The organism is Larkinella sp., from assembly GCF_965227735.1.
In the GTDB taxonomy this organism is placed as follows: Bacteria; Bacteroidota; Bacteroidia; order Cytophagales; family Spirosomataceae; genus Larkinella.
Genome location: NZ_OZ245776.1, coordinates 5,332,014 through 5,354,868 on the forward strand (window position 1 = coordinate 5,332,014; position 22,855 = coordinate 5,354,868).

The following is a 22,855-nucleotide window of genomic DNA, read 5'->3' on the forward strand; positions in this document are numbered from 1 at the left end:
AGTTACCAGGGACAGGTTCGACTGTCTAAAAACCACTTCATGGCTCCGTAAATGAGCAAATCGGCGACCGGTTTTAGCGTGAAATCGCTCACGGCGGGCGCGGAAGGATTACCTCCCCCCCAATTGTAGACACTCGACCAGGCGAAGCTCCCGTTGTTGCTGACAAAACCGTACTTCATTCCCGGATTGCCATCATTAACCAACTGCTGCGTCCAATGCTGATGTGCCTGACCAGTATACGATTGGAGAACCAGATCGGTATCCAGCGTTTGATTCCCGCCAGCCGCACTGATAACCAGTCCCGTGCCGGACATGGTCGTGAGCTTAGTGGAAGAACCTACGGGGTCAATTTTCCAGATTTGTCCGTTCTGGCTATCGTCCGGATCCTGTATTTTCAGGGTGCCATTCGCGTTGGTTAATCGTTTCCCGTTAGCGACCAACCGAAGGGAGTAGCAGTTCGGAGAGGTAGGACAGCCCACCGAAGTGAGCCTGAAAATTCGATACGTACCTGCATAGTCCGGATCGGAGGTGTTCTGAACACTTCCCCATAATTGAAGTTCCGGGTCGACGCCACGGCTTCTTAAATCCCAGGTATTTCCGGCGGCCTGATGCACCCGGTACTGCCCGCTGCCCGCAGCGGTTTGGGAAAAGCTCCAGAATTGAAGGGTCGTATTGGTAAAAGCAGCCAGACGAACCAACTCTCCGTTGCCCGCTGCGTTGACGGACGCCACCTGCCCGCTCCCGTTTTGCGAGGTGAGTTTATACTGACCGTTTCCCTGTTGCTCGAATTTCCAGATTTGGTTGGCCTGTCCCACAACCCGCGTTTGCTGTTGAATGGTGTTGTCGCTCATCACCTGCATAGCTTTGCCGGAATAAACACTCGAAATGACAAAACACCCATTTCCTACGGCATCGCCCCCCGCGCAATTGGCGTTGGTTTGCACCGTTACCTGCCCGGCCGCACTGGTGCAGCCGTTGAGCGTGCAAGTTGCTAAATATGTACCGCTGTTGTTGACCAGCAGCGTGTTGCCGATGGCCCCCGTTGACCAGGTGATGGTTCCGCCCGTGCAGCCGTTGGCGGTTAGGGTGGCGGTCTGCCCCGGACAAATAGACGCGGGGTTGGCCGACAGGGCAGGAATTGGGGCTGAACAGCCCGGACAGGATACGGATAAAAGCTGGAAAAAACGGTACGGCTGGTTATAATGAAAATCGCCGGGATTGGTCATGCTGCCGTACAGTTGAGCTTTAGGACCGGCTCCTGCGCCTTCGATGTCCCAGGTTAGGCCCGCCGACAGACTGACCCGGTACTGCCGGGAGTTGGCAGCGGTTTCGTTAAAATTCCACAGTTGAAGGTTGGTGCCGGTATAGTTCCCAATCCGCAGAAACTCGCCCTGATTGGCCGAATTCGTTTGGAGGGCCTGACCACTGCCATTCTGGGTCGTCAACTTAAAAGTATTATTGGGTTGCTGATCGAATCGCCAGATCTGGTTGGTTTGCCCGCCGACCGGCGTTTGCTGCTGAACGGTATTGTCGTTCATCGTCTGTAATACTTTGCCGGACAAGGCGTTGTAAATCAAGAAACATCCGCTTCCAACCGAACTGTTGACCGTTGAAAACGGAGCGAGCTTCTTGGGGTTTTGTTCGCCGTTTGCATAATTGTAGTCGAAGGTTTTGAGCAAATTCAGGTCGTGGTCGCGAATGGCATCCAGTCGCCCAAAATTGTCGTATTCATATTGGGTTGCAAAGCCATTCGGATCGGTTGTGGTTTTTACACCCAGGAGCGGAACATCATAGGCATAGCGGGTCGTTAAACTGGCCGCGGTATTGTAATTGGATGTTTCACTGGTGAAAACCGAAAAAGGAACGATTCCAGGATTGTAGACATTCCATTCCAGGCGTGTGCGCAAACCATTCCGCAGCACGTATTCCAGCGGATTGGCCCGGCTATCGTAGGCTGTGTAAGTCAACTCCAGCCCGTATCGGGGGTCTTTGTTCGTCGTGCTGTTTGTCAGCGATAAGGGAACGTAGCTACTCAGCAGACAGCAGCGATCCATCACCTGCAGCCGGTGTGTTTCTTTCGGCAACGCATACCCCGGAACGAGGCTGTTTTCTTCGAAAAGATTCAATTGACCCCCGATTAAATACGGATTGGGATCGGCAGAATAGCTTTTTCGGTATGCATATTCTTCAATAATGCTGTTCCGCTGTCCCCGATTCCGCAGGAGTTGAATGCCGCGTGTTGGCCCCGAAGCTGGCGTCGGAAAACTGAGGTCAAACGCGTACCGCATCTGCCGCACGGTGATGCTGCCATCAGCGGCCGTAACGGTTTGCTGAGCCGGTTGGTAATCGGCGTTGTACACGGTTTCGGTACTGGTTGCGACGGCATTGCCATTGCCCGCAGGGTACTGGTAGGCCTCGGTTCGGAATAGCCGGATGTTTCCTTTGGGCCAGGGATAGTAGGTGGGCGGTGTATACTGGTTGCGTAGATAGTCGCAGGGCGGTGGGGTTCTGGGATTGGAATAGTAGGTGGCCCATTCGGTTGTGTAGGTCAGGTTTTTCAGAATCAGAACCCCGACTTTTGCCACTTCAGTTTTTATCGGGTTCATATACGTGTTGACCTGCCGGTGAAGCATCTGGTTGGCCTGATTATAAACCGTTCTGGTGAGCAGTTGGCCCCGATCCCAATGATAACTGGCGACATAGGTTCGTCCGGAATTACCCCCGCCTACTCCAAACGTTACGTCACCACTGGTTCGGAAGGTATAGACGGTTTTTCCGTTTTCATTCGAACCGTTGTAAGTGCCTTCATACTCGGCCACTTCCGGATACGTAACCGGGCTGCCGTCGAACGGGCTGATGCTGGAGGTGGGATTGGAGCCGAATACGCGGGTTTGTTGCCGACAGTCGGGAGGAAGCTGTTCGGAGTATACGTTGGACCAACTGCTTTTATTCAGGGTCACATTAAGGGCTCCGTATCCATTTTCACCGGAGCCGTAGCGGTATGTTTTGACTTTAAGCGGGTCATTGGCCGATGCCTGGGTCTCGATTCGGTTCACCCGAAGTCCGCCCGCTAACTGGATGGCATTTGTACCTGCGTCAAAATACCGGTTGGATTCGTAGAAAAAACGGGAATAGCCGCCCGTCGGGTAGGTTATTTTGTTCAGAATCCAGGCCTGCATGTGGGGATCGCTACACGAGCGATTGGCTCCACCGACCGTTGTCGAACCCATGTAGCCAGCGGTGCCGTACAGGTTGACGGTTTGGACTGGTATAAGCGTGGTCGGGTTGCTGGCTCCGTTATAATAGCCCCAGACATCCCGGCTGCGCGATTGGGTTCCCGGCAGGTTCTGAGTCATGTTGTATTCGAACAGATATTTACTGATAATCCCGTTGTTGATATCCTGCATCAACACGGCGTTGAGTTTCAATGGCGCACTGAGATAACTGTAATTCTGCGGTTGAATAGTTGGAAAGTACCCCTGCTGGAGGTCAATCCGTTTGATTCGCTGGAAGGTGTTGGAACTAATGTTGAATCCATACACATCGATGTAATCCAACGCTTTTAGACCGGGTATGTCGGCTCGGTTTGCAGCTTCCGGCGTAAACGTTAGTTTCCCGCCCGGAAAAACGATTTCCTGCAACTGGCGGGTGGTATGATACGTACTGACCGCAGCAGAAGTGAAATTCTGATTGCCCAGAAAAGCAAAACTGCAATCACCAGAGGTCTGATCTACAATGGTTTGCGTATCGACGATGTCGGTGGTACTGGTATGACTGACGGATGTATAATAAAACTGAACCAGATCATCCGGTCGGTTTCCCTGAATTTTGCTGAGCTGCCAGGCACTGGTGTAGCTGAGTTGTCCGCTGCCATTGTTAAAAGCGACGGATTCGGTCTGGTCGAACGTATAAACGATGCCGTCTTCGTCGGTGACCGTAAAGCCGGTGATGGTTCCCGTTTGGGCTTGTATGAGACTGATTTTAACCCGCTCGAAAGGCATGGTGGTGGCAACGCTGCCCGTACCGTCCGGAATGAGCACAAACTTAAGGGTCCGTCCACCTGGAAAAGTCAGGTTAAACACATCATACCCGGAATCGTAGACCCGGTTATTATATTGTTCAAAGTAAAAGAATATGTTGTCGCAGTCCGTATTTCCACTCACATTGGGATCCAGGTTGGGATGAACGCCGGGCCAGTACAAAATATCCGACTGTTCATCCGGCCGACCCGTCACGCTGCGTGAAATGACCCCGCCCGTATTTAAAGCCCAGCCCAAGCCAACCCAACTCGCCTGATCCGTCACTTTATGCCCTCCGGCATGGTAATCGAAACTGACCGGAACCCGCACCTGACCCGCCGAGATGTTGAAAACCGGAACGGTGATCGACGGTATTCCCGTATTCAAACTGACCGGATGCTCACCGAACCGGCCCAGCGATGCTACATTGGGTGATTGGGGCGACAAAGAAGGCCGTAAATTAGGAACCTGACCTTGTGCCTTTGCTGCATTGACCGAAGCAAACAGCAGCAATGCAACGAGAAGAAACCGTTTCATAGGAGGGAGGATTAACGGCGCACAAAATACGTACTGCCCTGGTAAAGCGTATTGTTCAGAAAACCGTCGGTAAACACCAGCGTATCCTTGCGACAGTCGTAACGAAACGTATCCCGAAAATTGAAAGCGGCTTTGTAGGTTTCAATCTCATCCGGTTTTCCCTCCCAGTAGAAGCGAATGACGTCATTCGCTACTTCGTAATGAAAGGAGATGGACAGGTCACTTCGTTTGGTATTCCGGCAATCATAAAAACTGAGTTCCCCTTTGTCTTTCCCCTTAAACTGGAGGACCAGTTCTTCTTCCAGCCGATTCTTTTGATTGGCTTTCCCCTTTTTTCCACTCCGTTCCTTATCGCAAAGCACGAAGTCGTTGCCCCATTTTCCCGAAAAACAATCTTTTACCAACGGAGCGGGGTACGCGGGGAAAGCACCGGGGCGGTATCGGCTCGTGTTGCCGACCAAAGCCAGAAAAATAACCAGCCCCATGTATTTGGCCTTCCTGAAAAGCAGTTCCATACCCATAAAAATTAGTGTTTCACGAAACGAACGGTCGTTGTCTGATCGCCCTCGCTGACGGTTACGAAGTAATGACCACTGGTCAGCCTGGTCAGGTTGAGGGTCTGTGTATACTGATGATCGGTTAAATTGCCGGCAGTCGTCATCAGGGGCTTGCCCTGTAAGTCCAACACGGTGAGCATCAATGCACCGGTTTGCTGATACCCGCGATAGCGCACGGCCGTCTGCACACCTGCCGGATTAGGCGTGAGCGTCAGACGTTCCGGCTCGGCAGTCTGGCTGGTGGGGGCACAGGAGCCACACTCTAGCCCGATGTCTAACCCCGTCATCGACCCGCCCCCTGCCGGGGTAGTCAACCGGATCAGCGCCGTCTGGTCGGCCAGAATGGCGTCATTGTCAATTTGGTCAGCCTGGCTGGTGGCTACTGCTTTGCGCCGATCCGGCGCGGGCAAGCTCAGGCCCAAATGAACGGTTTGTTGCAGGGGTACGCGGATTTCGTAGTCCGTCAGGGGCTGTAAACCACCGGCTACCGATTGGTTATCAAAAGCATAATACCCCTCCTGATCGGTTTGGGTTTGTCCTGCCAATTTCCCTGCGCGATAGAGTGTTACCTGAATGGCTGGCAGCCCCGGTTCGTCGGCATCCTGTTGGCCATTGGCGTTGCGATCGTGCCAGACCCGGTTGCCGAGGGTCAGCGGAGGAGGGTCAGCGATGACTTCGACATCGCCCACATTGTTGGTTTTCCAGAAATAACCGGCCTTCTCCCCACCCGGGAATACTGCCAGCCCCCGAACAAAATTTCCGGTCTGATTGGCAAACCAGCGAAAACCGCCCGTCACATACTGACCCGGCACCGGTTCGCGGGCGGCTACGACCAGTTGCCCTTGCTCCGGCAGAAGGGCGAGTCCCCCCATAGCGGTTTCCTGGTGCCAAACGATGCCATCGGCCTGAAAGTGATCGTCGTGGTAAAATTCACCCCCGGTGGGTCCTTGCCGGTTATTCCGGCCAGCCGACTGTTGGTCACCCACACCGCCGTTTCGTTCGAGTTCGTAACGGCCATCCCGGAAAGCGACCCGCAACACATCCCCTCCCGACAAACCCCGGTAGGGCATCAAGGGCATGGAAGAATTCGGGCGAAAGAGTTGTCCATCCCCGGTTTGGTGTCCGAGTCGATCCATCAGGCCGAGAATCATCGATCCGTCGGTATCAAATTCAATGTCAGCCAGGATAGGCTGTGGATAGATGAGCCAGTCGGGAGCCGACGAAACCCTGGCTTGCCGGTAATCATCCGTCCAGGGTTGCCACCCGGATACGCCGTAGTCGAGTATGCCCCGTGGATAATTCAAGGCCGTACTAAAAACCTCGGAAAAAGCAGGTGTGTCGGCATTCGGATCGAATCGGTATACAATGGCTCTTAGCTCCGAAACGCGTTTCGAATGACTGGCATCCTCAACAACACCCACGTAGACCTGGTCGTTGTGTATTTTAACGGCAAAAGGCCGGGCGTCGCCCGATTGGCCCGCCGTCAGAGGCAGTGTAAACTTTTTTACATCCGCGGGCTGGGGTAATGCGCCGTCAGCAGGCAGACGAATGGTATACAGAGCGCGGTCGTAAAGGTTCATGACGAACAGCATCTGCCCGTCGTCGGTTACATCCAGGCCCCCTAAGCTGCACTTGCCCACCAGGGAAAACATCAGCGAATCGTGGCTGACACGCGTAATGGTACTGCCCAAATCGCGTTTCAGATTAGCCGGGGCTGTAGCAAAGCCCAATGCATCGAGATTGATGAAGGGCAAAACCGTTCCGTCGTCGGGCGACAGGCGGTAGATACCACCCGACCCTAATGGACCGAAACCGGCGTGCCGTTTCGCGAGAGCGGCCGCATAGAGCCGTTGGGAAGTTCGGTCATACGCCAGCCCCCAGAGCGAACCCACCTGCCGGGGAGTGGCGATTCGTTTCAGCGTGGATGGGTCGCTGGAGGCCGCAGTGATAGCCACCGCCGTGAGCGAATCAGCACCCGCATCGCCGTAGTCGCCGTTCACATAAACCGTCTGAACCAGCCGAGGATTGGCCCCCAACTGGTTGGCAGGGTGCTGCACAACCAGATTGACCTCGGCGGGTGTTGTGGCAAACCGCACCAGGGGTGTGTTTGCCACCGGTTGCCAGCCTTTTTCCAGATTGCCAAATTCCAACCGGACTGGCTGTTGTGGAGGAACCACCAATTGGTAAGTTCCATCGGCCCCCGTCGTCGTTTGGGCGATTAATCGCCCGTCTGTCCCATAAGCCATCACCGCCACCGAGCTTACCGGGCGTTCTGTGCCCTTGGTCCCGTTACGGGTATTGGCATCCTGCCAAACCCGCCCCGAAATCTGGGCGGATAGGGCCGACGAGTACAGGAACAAAACCAGTGTTGATAGATAGTTCATCATGGTTCATCTGATTTCTATGTTGTTTTTTGGTCTTGCGGATTGAAACGCTTTTTAAAGAATGGTATATGGGCTTTTAATTTGCGAGCAGTATAATTTGTTTGCAAAAGCAAGTCAAATTTGGCAATTATACTCATGCTATAAGTGGTTTCTCGGTGTACGTATTGACAAATATGATAAGTTGATATACTTGCTCTTTATTCAATTGAATCATCTCCTATTCGGCTTAATTTCATTTATTCCACCAGATAATATAGATCAATGTCTATTTCTCCATTTATTTTTACTACTAAATCCAGGAAATGGTTGCTAAAGGATAATGACGGTTTTTCATCGTTTACGATTTCTACTACTATATCTACTTTAGTCTCTAAATTATTGATTTTTATGTAATCGGAAAGTTTAGATAGATTTGGTCTGAATTTTTGAAAGAAATTTTCCAGGAGTTCTTCTAAATATAAGGTCTCGATATACGAGTATGTCCAACAGGTTTCTTTTCTAAATAAATTGATTCGATTGGAAATAGTATCGCCTTTCAACCAAGTAGAAGATGGATTTATCCCTGTTAACTCACTAAATAAAAGAGGGTTAAGTAGATCTCCAAAGATCGAAAAAACAAGTTTTATTTTAGTCGAAGTTCTCATTTTAAAAATTCACCAGTTTGAATAGGAACTCTTTTACCACCTTTTTGAAGAATGAGAATTTCATTAGTCTTCGTATCCTTATACAAATTATATTAAGATATTTGAATGAATTTTATTGTTTTTAAAAATCTATTTGTTCAATTTATCTAAAAATGATTTGTATAGTGGGTGTATAATTATGTCTTGCTCTATCAATTCTGCTATAGGGCTAAGAATCTTTAAAGTATCATTTAACAATACACAGCCATACTTCTGGGAAAAGTCACAAAGTGCCAATACGAATTCCTTATAATTATTTCTTACATCTATTCTTATGGAAATTTCAACAATTATATTATTATCCATTAAAAGCTCAATGCAGTTTGAGCTTTCATCTCCAAATAAGATGATATCACTTGACCAAGATTGTTTTAATGGTAGAAAAGACTTAAAGATGTTAAAATTATTAATGGTTAATTGGCGATACTTCCACCAATTAATTTCATTTAATGCATTGTTATCGATAAATAAATTATCTCCAAAATAAGAATTGATCTCTTCTCCTGGGATAACAAATAGTTGATATTGCCAAATAGCCATTAGTAAGGTGAATAGATTAGGTCTTCAACTGTTTTGTATCCTGCATAAGGCAATTTTACTTGTTGAACCGGAACATCTTGAATTCCTAATTCTTTTGCTGCCCTTAAACGATGATGGCCATCTACTACAAATCTTTTTCCATTATGTTCAACAAATTTTATCGACTCCTGCACACCGTTAAGTTTTATATCCTCTTTAAGCTTTGCAAAAGCATTTTTAGACTTGGTTATCCCGTGAGTTATTTCTAATTCAAAAGGGCTTAATTTAGTTACTACCTTAGCGGCCAATTGTTTAGCCGCAACAATCTTGCTCCCCGGATTCGATTTACTCAACAAACCCAATCCCCCTAACAATTTGGTCGGGCTAAATATGGTGATTAAGTTATCAATAATCCGGGTCGGATCATCTTCGTCCCGTTTATCGGCAGCGAACAGCCAGGCATTGGTACGATCACTGGGATCAAAATACGCACTTCCGTCGGGATTAATCGTTTGCCCGGATTCACTCAGAAGAGGTCCAGATACTTTATCTTTTTTCTTGCTGCTCGCGGGGTTATCTCTCTTGCCTGGTCCATCGCCAGCATCCTGATAAGTCCCATTGAACTCCATCGACCCCGTCGAATACCGACTGTCCTGTTTGCTGTACCCATCAGAATACTCAAACATCCCATCCGGATCCGTCACCAAAACCGGGTTATTATACGCATACCGATACGGCGTTAAGCCTGGTTCCACATCCGCCAGCGGATCGACCACACTCCAGCGCCCAATCGTGGGATCATACATCCGGGCCCCGTAATCCAGCCAGGGCGTTTGCAACTGTTGCTCCTTGCCGTTGTAGAGGTACTTGTTGGTGTTGACATCGCCTTGCCGCAGCACCGCCAGACCAAAACTGTAGTACTCCGTTTGCTATAATTATGTTAGCTTGTTGCCTATATCAAAGAACAATTCGCCAGCCCCGAATCTCTACCGATTTTATAGTTTTATTCGAGTCTCAGAATTCAAAAAAACGTAGATGTCGAATTGGTCGTTTAAAGTCAGAAAAGTTGTAAACTACCGGATAAAATAATACACTTTAAAACGCCATTGATCGGCACCAACAGCATGTTACTCATACACCTTTGCGGCAATAAGTATGTTGGCAAAAACTCTCCAATTAACATCTTTAGGAACTGATATGTTCTTATTATAATAATAGCCGTCCATATCCTCAGTCCAACTTTGAAGGGCTTCGAGGTAGTTGAAAAGAGTCCTATTTCCCCATGTATCAGGATTGTTTTTTAAATCATTGATTAAAGCGGCAACAAAAGATATAAAATCCTCTTTAGTATCTATTGATTCAACCAATTCTTCTAAGTTCATGTCTTAAATTATTTAATTTAGAGTTATTTAATTATTATATTGTCTCCATCACCCAACTTAAGTTTCACGGAGGTGCCACCATTTTTTGTTGTCATTTTCCACATTTGGTTCTGAACTTGTGCTGGAGAAGCCCACTGAACTGGTGCTTTTTCCAAGCCCGAGAGCCTAAATGCTCCTAAACGTCGATGGTCAAGTGTCCAGATCTTTCCATTGGCGTCTTTCCACACATTCATTTTTAATACGTTGGGGTTTAAGGCTCCTGTTTTCAGTGCTTCAGCATTACCCAAAACAGTAAATTCCCCTGTAACGTTTTTTATACTACTTTGCATAAAATGGATTTCTTTTGGACTTAGAACAAGAATGTCATCCGCTCCTGCCCTAAGAAAAGATTTTAACCACTTAACCCCTTTTCCTAACAGATTGATCCCCTTGCCAATTGGTAATAAGGCGGCCTCTAGGTCAAACGAAGGTTCAATCCCATCAACGGCTTCAAACGCCTGGAACCGCTCCCCAATCGAAGCTTTTTGCCAGGCAGCCTGCTCATTAACCGTCAGGTCTGAAAACTTCGACTTATTTTCGCTGCCCTTTCCTTTCCCGGGTCCATCCCCTTTATTGGCTCCATCCCCATCCTGATAAGTCCCATTGAACTCCATCGACCCCGTCGAATACCGACTGTCCTGTTTGCTGTACCCATCAGAATACTCAAACATCCCATCCGGATCCGTCACCAAAACCGGGTTATTATACGCATACCGATACGGCGTTAAGCCTGGTTCCACATCCGCCAGCGGATCGACCACACTCCACCGCCCAATCGTGGGATCGTACATCCGGGCCCCATAATCCAACCAGGGCGTTTGCAATTGCTGCTCCTTGCCGTTGTAGAGGTACTTGTTGGTGTTGACGTCGCCTTGCCGCAGCACCGCCAGACCAAAGCTGTAGTAACCGACCCGTTGTTGCTTACTAAAGGCAAAAACAGAGGTAATATTACATTATTTCAGCATGTCAAAGAACTGTCTGATGGTTTCGTTTTTTTTTATTCACCTATTTTGACTTAACTCTTAATTTAATTGGTTGACTTCAATTAAAAGATTAAAGTAAAATAAATTAATCATAAATTCCTTCCCAATTCTCATTTTCAGGAAATTTTATTTTATATACTTCTTGATCAGCAATACTCAAATAATACTGAGACCATCTTGTTAAATATTCTTCACCTAAGCCCATTCTCCAAAAAATATCATATTGGCTTAATTCTGGAAAAGCCATCCAAGGAGGAAAGACTATGTTTGTATCATTAGAAATAGTTATTATGATTTCTCGAACATCCATCAATAATTTACCTAACCTATTCTTTCCTTTTCCATCTCCTCCATTAGCCCAATAACTATCATTAAAAGAATCTTCAATCAAGATCGCATCTTCAGTTTTTAATAATTCTACTTTTAATTCTTGGTGCTGTAAAAATTTAGCTATCAATCCATTAAGCATTATGCTATCTTTTACCGACTCCCAGTCGGCTCTAATAACATAGTTTCTACTTCTGCCTTCTTGAGCTGCTTTCATTGGCGAATTAAAAGATTTGATCTTTTTTCGGACCTCGTTATTTTCAAATTTACTCGCTTGGAAATAATGTTCGACTGTTGCCCACATTTCTCTTTCGACATAAATTGGGTGCGGTGAAAAGTTGGACAAAAAGCCATATGGTCCACTTACTCTATAAAATTTTATCTCGTTCATGTCATTTATATAGACGAGCATTAGTCTGTAAGGATTGATTTTATATATAAATTCTTCGCTGTAGGGAGTCTATTGCACTCCTCTATTAGTTTTACTATATTTTCTTTATATCTTTCTTGGTCAAATAAGTATAGAAAAAAATAAGGAATTAGGCTGTTATCTTCCTTGTATTTTTTTAGCAAACTTTCACAATCTTTTTGAGAGAATTTGCTGTTGAACAATCTGTGAGGAAAATATCTCTCCCAAAAATGTAGTTCTGCACTTAATGGATATTTTTCTAGTCCCATTTTAATAATTATTGGAAATCTTTCCCCGCCAATTAAGCTCCATTTTTCAGGAATTTGCTGCGGAATATTAAACTCATAATACTCCGCAGCAAATTCCCAATATAAAAAAGCTAAATTTGTGTAACTAACAAGGTCTGGAAGTGAACTGCTAGTTATTTCAGCTTCATAAAGTGCAACTGCTTCTAAATATTTCATATTTAAATCACTTATCAATCCTTCATTCATCTTTTAATCATTTAGGTACGTTATTCACACCTGCGTTAATTATTTTTCCTCCAAACGTTTGGACCCAAACTTGTTTTCCATTTCTAAATATTTGTGAAAACCCTTGGAAACCATCTGTTGATCGCTGATAATTAGTTAAAACAAAAGGGTTTAAATTTTTAGAATTATTAGCGACCCCTTCAAACATTCGAATATATCTATTTTGAGAGGCTATCGTACTAGGGTTAACATGGCCGGTAGCATCTCTAAAAATATGCCCTAATATGTCTTTAGACTTAGGAAGAACGTTCTTCGATCCACCAAAAGCTGGACTTGATGCGTAAACCAATCCTCCATTTACTTCAGTTAAGCCAGATTTAGTGCCAGAGAAATTAGTCCCTAAAACAAAATCTAAGAGTGCTACAGTTGGATCAACAAATTCATTATTGGGAACTGTATTCGCAGCATCTGTATTAAAAGCTTCTAAATCTCCCGATCCATTTTTTCGAATACCGTGGCCCGGCAAATTAATTGCTGTCAGCGATTTTCCCGAGATTGCGACTTTCCCTTTCTCCGGATTTTTGTCTCCTGCTTTCCCGTTTTCAGTACCTTCTCCATTTTGGTAGGTACCGCTGTACTGAATAGACCCCGTCGAATACCGGCTGTTCTGCGTACTGTACCCATCCGCATACTCGAACATCCCATCCGGATCTGTTACCCCGATGGGATTATTGAAGCCATACCGATAGGGCGTTAAACCGGGTTCCACATCAGCCAGCGGATCGACCACACTCCACCGCCCAATCGTCGGGTCATACATCCGGGCCCCATAATCCAGCCAAGGCGTTTGCAATTGCTGCTCCTTGCCGTTGTAGAGGTACTTGTTGGTGTTGACATCGCCCTGCCGGATGACCGCCAGACCAAAACCGTAGTACTCCGTTTGCTGGACTACTGCCCCGTTGTCACTCACGACCTGCCGCACGTTGCCTAAGTGGTCGCGGTAGTAATAGTGCACGGAATAGACTCCCGAACTGTTGCGGACCAGTTGCCCTTCTTCCAGCCCAATCCGCAGCAGCGTTCCGTTGGCATTGTACTCAAAATCACCCTCGTAGGTGGTGGCCACCCCGCCCGGCCCGGTCATGCGCCGTTTCCGGCCCAGGGCGTCGTAGTCGTATTGCACCCAATTGGCACCGACATTCACCTGCCGGGGCAGGTTCAGAACGTTGTAACCAATGGCGTTCATGGCCCGGTTGGCATCGCTGGTCAGGTTGCCATTGGCATCGTACTGGAGCTCGTTGTCGTAATCCGTGGCGTTGGCAAATCCCTTTTCGGCCAGCGCGTTGTTGCCTCCGTCGCCAATGCGGTGGACCTGATTCCCGGTGTAAAAGTAACTCAATTGATCGATCAACTGACCGTTCCAGGTTCGGTTCAGCGTTTTTATATTGCCGTTGCGGTCGTAGGCGATGTTGTTTTCGTCGAAACCGCCCAGACTCCCGCTGCCACTGGTGGCCGTCAGTCGGTTGGCCAGATCGTAGGTGAAGCTCCGTGAGCCGCTGTACTGGCCGTTGGTACTGACACTCATCGACTGGACGTTGCCGTTGGGCTGGTATTGCAGCGTGTGGCTAAAACCGGGTCCTTTGATACTTTGCTGCTCGCAGAACCAGCCCCGGGCGGTGTACTTGTAGAGCTGTCCCAGGTTGCCCGTGTTCCATTCCTCACTGGCCAGCAGCCCCACCTGGTTGTAGGTCTGGCGGCTGTGTTCGTAGCTCTTCACCGGAACGCCGTTTTTCGTAAACCGTATGCTGCACCTGGGTCAACCGGTCGGCCTGATCGTAACTGAAGGTCTTGTCGATGCGGTAGGTGCTGCTGCCGGTATACTGCGTCGTTCGCTCCAGCACCCGCTTGCCCGCAAAATCGTACTGGTACGAAATGCGTTCATAGGCCGAACCCGACAGGCCGAATAATTGCCGGTTTTGTTGAATGAGCCGGTTGCGGTTATCGTAGTAAAAAACGGTTTGGTACCAGTTATCGTAGCCACCACTGGCATTCAGGAGCCGCACCGATTGGCCCGTCATCAGACCCTTGCGCGAATCGGACTGGGGATTACTGACAAAGTGATCGGCCGCAGTCAGCCCCAATTCGTTGACAAATCCCCCGTTGGCAAACAGGCTAAAACCGTAATTGTCGTAATAGGTGTACTGAATCGGGATGTTGTTGTTAACCAACACCTGGGTAGGGCGATTCAACTCATCGTACTGGTGGGTAAAAATTATGCCCCGGGCATCGGTCACACTGCTGAGCCGGTCGCGGCTGTCATACAGCATGGTTTGTTCACCGGCTCCGGGCACCTTTTTACGGATCACCAGCCCCCGGTTGTTGTACTGGTACATGAAAGCAAACCGATCGAGGTTACCTTCCAACTGAAATTGTGGCTGCAACACAAACCGGAGCTGGCCGGGTTCGTCGTAGATGTAATAGGTATCCAGATTTTCCGTTGCCAGCACCACCCGCCGGAGCACCACGCGCTTTTCGGAGTCGTGAAACGTCTGTGTCGTCGTGTTGTTTTCGTCTTTAACCTCCGTCAGCGTCAGGGTGTTGGCTGCGTAATAACCGCTGACGGCCAGGTCCCGTAAATTGGCCCCCCATACCTGATAGCGAATCACGGAATTGGCGGTGTTGGTCTGGTAAGTCGTCCGGACGCCGGTTGCTACACCGATGGCCCGCTGCTCGGTGGGGCGGTTGAGGGGCGAGGACTCATAGACCGACTGGTCATAATAATTGGCTGTGGGCGAGCAGACCTCCGACGAGTTGTAATAGGTTCCGATCGGGTTGCTAACCCAGCCGCCGTTGTTGCCGGGAGCGGCCACGGGTGCGAACGTTTGCGAGGGGCGTCCGTAGGCATCGTGCACAGTGCGGGTCATCAGGTCCTGGCCAATGTTGCCGGCAAAAGCCGCGACCTGCTGGGCTGGTTGCCCCAGGCCATCGGCATACGTCACCTGCGTCGCTACCTGATGGGGCGTACCGTTGTATGAAATACCGGTCGCTTCGGTAGCCGCCCGAACTTTATAGGTTCGGGTCAGGACATAGTTCTGATCGTTGGACTGCGCTGTCGTCCAGTGCGACAAGGCAAGTAAGCCGCCAATGAGGTAAAGTTGACGCATCATACACGAGGCAACTGCTGGGTTTCATAGGACGCAAATCTATTTCGTATTTTTGTATATACAAATAAAATGTAATTTTTTAGATCAACCCGATAGACAGACAGACCGTGGTGGCGATATTCGTAAGCCCGCATAAAACGAGCGTACGGTCAACGTTTATGCCCGTTTTGTAACCGACTTGGCACTGCTTTTGCACTAATTACACTACCCACACCCCGGCGGTCAATGTCCGCAATCAAGCTGCCACACCGGATTTTCGAGAACGTAACTTCATTTCAATGCTATGGGAATTGCCGTTAAACGGACTAAACCCAGTGAGAATAGGGTAAGAAAAAGCTTCGTGATGCTCTGGCTGCTGGTGCTGATGTCAGCCGTGGGGGCTTTATTCTGGTACAATGACTGGCTCTATCAATTACCAACTCCGCTCCCCAAAGCATATAAACCGGTGAAGACCGGAAAGTTGATTGCCCTGGATGGACTGCTGGCCAGGCAGGCTGACAAACCGGTGTTTCTTCATTTCTATAATCCGGATTGCCCGTGTTCACGGTTTAACAAGACCCATTTTAAAACCCTGGTTCGGCAGTATGGCCAGGCTGTTAACTTCGTCGTGGTGGTCATGAGCAGGAAAGTCTACGCCACCCAGGAAATTCAGGAAAAATTAGATCTGGATCTCCCGGTTTTAGTCGATCCGTCGGTTGCTACCCGGTGTGGCGTCTATTCCACCCCTCAGGCCGTGATTCTGGATGCAAATCACCGGTTGTATTACCGGGGAAATTACAACCGGAGCCGGTATTGTACGGACAAGAATACCAACTATGCCGAACTGGCCCTGACCGCCCTGCTGCGGAATGATTTCCCAAAAGCGTTCGACCCTTTGGCCTTAACCGCCTACGGCTGTAGTCTGCCTTATTGCAAAACCGATGATGGATTATAACCAGCACACACCGGTCGCAACCGGGCGTTCTGCTCCTGATTTCCTGTATGGCGTGCAGGAGCGATCCGACCGCCTGATGAATTACTTTTTAGGCGGTTATTTTTTGATTGGTCTGGCATTCGCGGGTTTTTACGATACCTGGCTGATCGCTTTCGGGGTTGGCGGTCTGTCTTTGGTGGCGTATTATTCCGTAAAACTAGCTCTGCCTTCGTCGGATCTTTACCAGTACGTTTTAAGCACGGTGCTCGGGATTTTTATGGCCCAGTTTATTTACCAGATGCACGGGCTGTTTGAAATGCATTTTTTTGCCTTTATAGGCAGTGCGCTGTTGATTACGTACCAGAAATGGAAATTGCAGATTCCGTTTCTGATCGTTGTACTGTTTCACCATGCGGTTTTTGGCTACTTACAGAACAGCGGGGTCGAGGAGATTTATTTTACCCGGCTGGATTACTTCGACCTGTCTACCTTTGTCATTCACATTCTGCTGGCTGCCGTGATCTTTTTTATTTGCGGCCTGTGGTCCCATCTGCTCCGCAAATACAGTGAACTGCAATTTAGCCAGGCAATGGAAATGGTGGAACTGCAAAAGGAAGCCCAGCTTTCGCTGGAGCGAAAACGCAATGAAGAAATTCAGAAAAAAACCAACGAACAACTTCGGGCATCGAACCTCGAACTGGAAAGAGCCCGCAACGAGGCCGAAAAAGCAAACCGCGCAAAGAGCATTTTCCTGGCCACGATGAGCCACGAAATCCGTACGCCGATGAATGGGGTGATCGGCATGGTGAGCTTGCTGCAGGAAACCGCCCTGTCTGAAGAACAGCAGATGTTTACCGAGACGATTGCCAGTTGCGGGGATACGCTGCTCAACGTGATCAACGACATTCTTGATTTTTCAAAAATCGAATCGGGCAATCTGGAGCTTGAAAACGAGGATTTTAACCTGCGTCAGTGCATCGAGGATGTGCTGGATATGTTCGGAACCCGGGCCACCAAACTCGGGCTTGACCTGGTTTATGAAATTGATGAGAACGTGCCGGGGCAAATCGTGGGCGACCCGCTGCGGCTGCGGCAGGTGCTGATCAACCTGATCGGGAATGCAATAAAGTTTACCGAACAGGGCGAAGTCTGCATTTTTGTGAAGCTGGAAAAAGGCGACGCGGATGGGCAACTGTCCGTAATGTTCGACGTGCAGGACACGGGAATCGGTATTCCGGCGGATAAAGTAAGCCGACTTTTCAAAGCCTTCTCCCAGGTGGATTCGTCCACGACGCGGCAGTACGGGGGCACGGGTCTGGGTCTGGTGATCGCCCGGAAACTGGTGCAACTGATGGGGGGCGATATTCTGGTTCGTAGTGAACCGGGGCGGGGCTCTACCTTTTCCTTTACGATGAAGACCCGCACCGGAACGAAAAATCTGGTACCCTACGCCAGTTACAACATGGCAAACCAGGAGGGCAAACGAATCCTGGTGGTGGACGACAATGCCACAAATCGAACCATCCTGAAACGCCAGTTCGAGTCCTGGAAGATGCTGCCCGTGTTAACCTCTTCCGGAGAGGAAGCGCTGGAGTTGCTGGCTACGGACTCCGCCATCGATCTGGTCATTACCGACATGCAGATGCCGGGCATGGACGGGTTGATGCTGGCCGGTCAAATCCGGGCGCGGTCGGCTCAACTGCCGATCATTCTGCTCAGTTCCATTGGAGAAGAAGTGAAGGATGACCAGCGGCAGCTCTTCGTTTCGATTCTAACGAAGCCCATCAGGCAGCATTTTCTCAGCAAACACATCCAGAACGCGTTTCAACAGCAACAGCCAACGGTTCTGCCGACGCTTGCCCCGAAAAAGCTGTCGACTGATTTTTGTGAAAAATACCCCTTCGATGTCCTCGTCGCGGAGGATAATCAAATCAACCGGCAGGTGATTCTGCACATCCTGCAAAAACTGGGCTACCAGCCCGACCTGGCCAACAATGGGCAGGAAGCCCTTGAAGCCGCCCACCAGAAAGAATATGGGATGATCCTGATGGATATGCAGATGCCGGTTATGGATGGTCTGGAGGCCACCCGCCTGATTCGGCAAACGCTTGTCAAACAGCCGGTTATTATTGCCCTGACGGCCAATGCCCTGGAGGGAAACGAGCAGGAATGCCTCGATGCCGGAATGAATGACTTTCTCGGTAAGCCGATCAAACTGGAAGAGTTGATGACGAAACTGGAAAAATGGTACCAACGCCAGACCAGTCTGCTTGCCTGAACTCTCCGGCAGCATTTCCAGCGTACCGATAACCGCCCTGGCATCGTCCCGGTGTAAGGAGTTCCCGCAAACCCTCCGCGCCTGTGGGTGAGAAGCGGTTTTAAACTACTTATACGTGTAGCGCCTGACCCACGGCGTATGCGTAAGCCAACCGGGCTGTTTGCCGATTTTGCTGCTAACAACCCCTGTTTACAATCTCCACGAAAGCCCAACAGAGCCTGAAATCGCTATTTTTTACCAAAATAGTTGCGATCGCTTGTGATCCATCGTATGTTTGTTCAATTATTTTTAATAAGTCTAAATAAGTATAAAGATTGCCAGAAAGAGTTGAATCGGTCTTTTACTTATTGCTAATTCATAAAAACCCCGGTGCACTGTCGCCAAACCTTACACCGGGTATCCGTCAAATCATCCGCTAAAACGATTAACAGAGTAAACAAAAGTATGAAACATTTTACACACCCTGTGCTTATCGTCCGGATAAGCATTTGCCTCCTTTTTGTCCAAATTTTCTTCTCCACGTCCTACGCAGAAAACCGATCGGTAGAAGCCGGAAAAGGAACCATCAAAGGCTTCGTTCAAACCGCCGACGGTAAACCCGCCGGGTTTGTGAACGTTTCTCTGAAGGGATTGGCCAAAGGGTCGATTACGAATGAAAAAGGTGAATACCTGATCAAAAACGTACCGGAAGGCGCACAAACGGTGATTGTTCAACTACTCGGCTATTCACCAATTGAACTGAATGTGACCGTTGCACCGAATGAAACGACCACGATTCCGGCCATCAGTCTCAATGAAGATTCGAACACCTTGCAGGAAGTCTGGGTGCGGGGCAATGTGAACAAATTTGCCCATAAAGAATCGGATTACGTGGCCCGTCTGCCCCTCAAAAATCTGGAAAACCCGCAAGTCTACACCGCCGTCAATAAAGCGTTGATCAGCGACCAGGTAATCACCGATTTCAAAGAGACGCTGCGGAACGTGCCGGGTGTTGCCCCGCTTAATAATCCGGCGGGCGGAACGGGTGCCACCATCCGGGGATTTACGGCGAACACAACCATCCGCAACGGCATGGCTGTTCAGATTTACCAGTCGGATGTTATCAATCTGGAACGCGTGGAAGTCATCAAAGGCCCTTCCGGCACCTTGTTTGGTTCCAGTCTGGTGGGTTTCGGCGGATTGATCAACCAAGTCACGAAAAAACCGTTCGAAACGTTCAAAGGCGAGGTTGCCTACACAGCAGGGAGTTACGAACTGAGCCGATTTACGGCCGACATCAATACGCCGTTGAACGCCGACAAAACAGTTTTGTTTCGAATCAATGCGGCTGCTCACTCGGAAGGGTCGTTCCAGCATTATGGTCACAACCGTCGCTATACGGTTACGCCCAGTCTGTCGTACAAAGTGGATGACCGGTTGTCTTTTTTATTCGACGCGGAGCTTAATTCGACGAATCGCTCGACGGTGGCATATTATCAAAACTTACCGAAAACGTCTTATCGTAACTTTAAGGATATTCCCATTCCCATCAAAACATCGTTGGGTGGAGAAAACATCGACGCCAGTATTACCGCACTGAATTATTCGGCGGGTGCCCGGTACGTGATCAATCCGCAGTGGACCTCACAAACGAACGTGGCCATTGGCAATAACCGCATCGAGCACAGCAACCAGATTTACCCCAACTGGACCAGCGATACGACCTTTAATCGCAACATCTCGAACTACGGCCCCCGGATTTTTACCTCCATTAACGCCCAGCAGAATTTTGTGGGCAATTTTCAGTTGGGGGGCTTCCGAAACCGGCTGTTGGTAGGTGTGGATCTTTACACCTTTACAAGTCAGCTCCGGTTCACGGACGTCGGCACCTACGATGTTGTCAATACGAAGCGGCCGATTCCCGGCATCAATCTGGAAAAAGTGAACGCCATTGTAGCGACCAAAACCAATTCCAATAATGAGACGAAGCTGAGTACCTACAGTGCCTACGCTTCGGATGTGATCAATCTGACCCAGAAACTGGTCGTGATGCTGAGTGTGCGGGTGGACCGTTTTGTGAACAATCCGACCATCACCAACGGCGTTGCCGCTAAAAATGACTACGAACAGACGGCGGTTTCGCCCAAATTCGGGTTTGTTTACCAACTCATGCCGGATCAGGTGTCGGTATTTGGGAATTACATGAACGGTTTTCAGAATGTGGCGCCCGTGGTTCAGCCCGATGGAACGACTTCAGTCTTTAAGCCCCTGAATGCCAACCAGTGGGAGGTGGGCGTGAAGGCCGAAGCATTCAACCGGAAACTCAGCGGAAGTGTCAGTTACTACGACATTGCCATTCGCAACGCAACCCGCGTCGAAAATAGCTTCACGCTTCAGGATGGCTCCCAGAAAAGCAAAGGATACGAAATTGAGTTGATCGGTAACCCGGTAGCGGGTTTGAATATCGTTGCCGGTTATTCAAAGAATGAAAATAAAGTGGTGAAAGCCGCTGATTTTGTCGGCAATTACGTCGCCCAAGCCCCCACGGATTTTGCCAATCTCTGGGTGACGTACAAGTTTTCAGGAAAAACGCTGCGCAACCTGGGTCTGGGATTTGGCGGTAATTTCGTTTCGGATTGCTATTTCGACGCGGCCAATCGGATCACCATTCCGGGGTATACCGTCCTCAATGCGTCGGTATTTTTCGACCAGCCCAAATGGCGGTTTACGCTCAAAGGCAATAACCTGACCGACGTGGCCTATTTCTCCAACTGGGGTTTGCCCCAGCCACTGCGGCAGGTAACGGGTTCACTGACCTTCAAGTTCTAACCGACCGGGCGTTGCTGAAAGGCAACTCCCGGCTCCTTTCCATTGTCCGACAACCATGAAGAAATCGAACCGTTCTCTTTTCCGACGCGTCAACGAATGGCTCCACTTATGGCTGGGCCTGTTTTCGGGCATCGTCGTATTTGTGGTGTGTATAACTGCCTGTTTTTGGGTGTTTCGGTATGAGGTTTGGTATTTTACGGAACCTTATCAACGGGTTATTCCTCAAAATCAGCCCTTTCTGTCACCCTCCGCGCTGTTGGAAAAAGCCGATGTGTTCGTTTTTCAACAGGAGAAAAAGCACGTTGCGTTCACGGCGATTACCTACGGCGCGTCGAATAAATCCGTTTTTACGACCTATCAGCTTTCGGAAGGCAAGTACCGGCAGGTTTTTCTGAACCCGTATACGGGAGCGATTATATACCATAAAAAAGGCCCTTCCACCGCCGAATCGTTTTTCATTTTCGTCCGAAGCGGGCACCGGTTTTTCTTTCTTCCTCCCAAAATCGGCAGCCCCGTTGTCGGAACCGCCTGCCTGATTTTTGTGATTACCATGATTACGGGACTGATCTGGTGGTACCCGAAAAAATGGACCTCAGCGACCCGCCAGAAGAGTTTCGCCATCAAATGGAAGGCAAACTGGAAGCGGGTGAACCTGGATCTGCACAATGTGCTGGGCTTTTATTCCCTGTTGGTGGCCTTGGCCTTGACAATTTCAGGGATCGTCTACAGTTTTCGGTGGTTCGACAAAGCCTATTTCTGGGCATTGACCGGGAAACCGTATGCGGGCATTTACGGAAGTGAAGAGGGTCACCCGGTATCCGATACCACCCAGACCATCCGTTTGTATTCGAAACCCGAAGATCGACTCTGGCAGTTGGTTCGCCGGGAGCAGCCGGGTGAGCTGGCGCGACTCAGTATAGCGTTTCCCAAAGAAGCAAAAGACCCGTTTGAGGTGGCCATCAATCCGAAAGAAGGAACCATTTATAAAACCTACGAGCGGTTTTTTGATCGGAACACGTTGAAAGAATTGCCGTCTGAAGAGTCGCGAAAGTATGAAGAGCTATCGGCGGGAGAGAAGCTTTACCGGATGAATTTCGACATTCACGTCGGACAGATTGGGGGGCTGCCCACGAAAATTCTGGCCTTCTTCGTCAGTCTGATCGGGGCCAGTTTACCCGTAACCGGTTTTCTGATCTGGTGGTTTCGGGGGAAAAAAGGAGGGAAGAACTCCCGGATTTCGACCCCCCAGGCCAGCGACATTAATGCGAAGGAAGTGGCCCGCGTAGGGAAGCCGACCTAATCGTGAACCCGGGAGGATAGCCCGATTCAGCCGCAATTCGCTAAAATTAGCGGGTGTTCCCTTCTTTTCTGTTCCGGGACAAA

17 protein-coding genes and 1 pseudogene are annotated in these 22,855 nt (G+C 49.2%); 5 read left to right on the forward strand and 13 right to left on the reverse strand.

Annotated features, from left to right (window positions below; translation table 11 throughout):
• Window positions 1-2: 2 nt before the first annotated feature.
• The 9 genes and pseudogenes from ACO064_RS20815 to ACO064_RS20855 all read right to left on the reverse strand — a co-directional run bounded on the left by ACO064_RS20815 (window position 3) and on the right by ACO064_RS20855 (window position 11,004).
• Window positions 3-4,556 carry an RICIN domain-containing protein gene (locus ACO064_RS20815; RefSeq protein WP_421829158.1) on the reverse strand — a complete coding sequence of 1,518 codons (4,554 nt, stop codon included), beginning with the start codon at window positions 4,554-4,556 and terminating at the stop codon, window positions 3-5.
• 11 nt (window positions 4,557-4,567) lie between these two features.
• A complete protein-coding gene (locus ACO064_RS20820) occupies window positions 4,568-5,071 on the reverse strand; it encodes a hypothetical protein (protein WP_421829159.1) in 504 nt (167 codons plus the stop codon).
• 11 nt (window positions 5,072-5,082) lie between these two features.
• On the reverse strand, window positions 5,083-7,500 hold the full coding sequence (locus ACO064_RS20825) for an SdrD B-like domain-containing protein (RefSeq protein ID WP_421829160.1): 2,418 nt from the start codon (window positions 7,498-7,500) through the stop codon (window positions 5,083-5,085).
• Window positions 7,501-7,733: 233 nt separating this feature from the next.
• Window positions 7,734-8,141, reverse strand: coding sequence for a DUF4279 domain-containing protein (locus ACO064_RS20830; protein WP_421829161.1), 408 nt, complete (start codon window positions 8,139-8,141; stop codon window positions 7,734-7,736).
• Between the two features lie 129 nt (window positions 8,142-8,270).
• Complete coding sequence (locus ACO064_RS20835) at window positions 8,271-8,720, reverse strand: hypothetical protein (RefSeq protein WP_421829162.1); 450 nt, start codon at window positions 8,718-8,720, stop codon at window positions 8,271-8,273.
• On the reverse strand, window positions 8,720-9,385 hold the full coding sequence (locus ACO064_RS20840; RefSeq protein WP_421831045.1) for a ParB N-terminal domain-containing protein: 666 nt from the start codon (window positions 9,383-9,385) through the stop codon (window positions 8,720-8,722). Before ACO064_RS20840 ends, ACO064_RS20835 begins: the two co-directional genes overlap by 1 nt.
• 9 nt (window positions 9,386-9,394) lie before the next feature.
• A pseudogene (locus tag ACO064_RS20845) lies at window positions 9,395-9,607 on the reverse strand (RHS repeat-associated core domain-containing protein); the annotation flags it as partial.
• A gap of 219 nt (window positions 9,608-9,826) precedes the next feature.
• Window positions 9,827-10,081 carry a DUF7660 family protein gene (locus ACO064_RS20850; protein ID WP_421829163.1) on the reverse strand — a complete coding sequence of 85 codons (255 nt, stop codon included), beginning with the start codon at window positions 10,079-10,081 and terminating at the stop codon, window positions 9,827-9,829.
• 23 nt (window positions 10,082-10,104) lie between these two features.
• Window positions 10,105-11,004 (reverse strand): RHS repeat domain-containing protein, encoded by a 900-nt coding sequence (locus tag ACO064_RS20855; RefSeq protein ID WP_421829164.1) that lies wholly within the window; start codon window positions 11,002-11,004, stop codon window positions 10,105-10,107.
• Between ACO064_RS20855 and ACO064_RS20860 the strand changes: the two genes are divergently transcribed.
• The gene (locus tag ACO064_RS20860; protein ID WP_421831089.1) at window positions 10,939-11,139 is read left to right on the forward strand and encodes a hypothetical protein; all 201 of its coding nucleotides are present in this window, start codon (window positions 10,939-10,941) and stop codon (window positions 11,137-11,139) included. The genes ACO064_RS20855 and ACO064_RS20860 overlap by 66 nt on opposite strands.
• Before the next feature lie 49 nt (window positions 11,140-11,188).
• On the opposite strand, the gene ACO064_RS20865 is transcribed toward ACO064_RS20860, so the two are convergent.
• Genes ACO064_RS20865 through ACO064_RS20880 form a run of 4 tightly spaced genes read right to left on the reverse strand, consistent with a single transcriptional unit; the run spans window position 11,189 to window position 15,476 of the window.
• On the reverse strand, window positions 11,189-11,821 hold the full coding sequence (locus tag ACO064_RS20865; RefSeq protein ID WP_421829165.1) for an NADAR family protein: 633 nt from the start codon (window positions 11,819-11,821) through the stop codon (window positions 11,189-11,191).
• 20 nt (window positions 11,822-11,841) lie between these two features.
• The gene (locus tag ACO064_RS20870; RefSeq protein WP_421829166.1) at window positions 11,842-12,333 is read right to left on the reverse strand and encodes a hypothetical protein; all 492 of its coding nucleotides are present in this window, start codon (window positions 12,331-12,333) and stop codon (window positions 11,842-11,844) included.
• 7 nt (window positions 12,334-12,340) lie between these two features.
• Entirely contained in the window at window positions 12,341-14,086 is a 1,746-nt protein-coding gene (locus tag ACO064_RS20875; protein ID WP_421829167.1) for an RHS repeat domain-containing protein, read from the reverse strand.
• Window positions 14,028-15,476: a DUF6443 domain-containing protein gene (locus tag ACO064_RS20880; protein ID WP_421829168.1), complete on the reverse strand. Its 1,449-nt coding sequence runs from the start codon at window positions 15,474-15,476 to the stop codon at window positions 14,028-14,030. Before ACO064_RS20880 ends, ACO064_RS20875 begins: the two co-directional genes overlap by 59 nt.
• Before the next feature lie 340 nt (window positions 15,477-15,816).
• Between ACO064_RS20880 and ACO064_RS20885 the strand changes: the two genes are divergently transcribed.
• The 4 genes from ACO064_RS20885 to ACO064_RS20900 all read left to right on the forward strand — a co-directional run bounded on the left by ACO064_RS20885 (window position 15,817) and on the right by ACO064_RS20900 (window position 22,772).
• Window positions 15,817-16,407, forward strand: a complete 591-nt coding sequence (locus ACO064_RS20885) for a TlpA family protein disulfide reductase (protein WP_421831046.1) — start codon at window positions 15,817-15,819, stop codon at window positions 16,405-16,407.
• Window positions 16,394-18,664: a response regulator gene (locus ACO064_RS20890; RefSeq protein WP_421829169.1), complete on the forward strand. Its 2,271-nt coding sequence runs from the start codon at window positions 16,394-16,396 to the stop codon at window positions 18,662-18,664. Before ACO064_RS20885 ends, ACO064_RS20890 begins: the two co-directional genes overlap by 14 nt.
• A gap of 444 nt (window positions 18,665-19,108) precedes the next feature.
• Complete coding sequence (locus tag ACO064_RS20895) at window positions 19,109-21,472, forward strand: TonB-dependent siderophore receptor (RefSeq protein WP_421829170.1); 2,364 nt, start codon at window positions 19,109-19,111, stop codon at window positions 21,470-21,472.
• 55 nt (window positions 21,473-21,527) lie between these two features.
• Window positions 21,528-22,772, forward strand: a complete 1,245-nt coding sequence (locus ACO064_RS20900; protein WP_421829171.1) for a PepSY-associated TM helix domain-containing protein — start codon at window positions 21,528-21,530, stop codon at window positions 22,770-22,772.
• Window positions 22,773-22,855 lie beyond the last annotated feature (83 nt).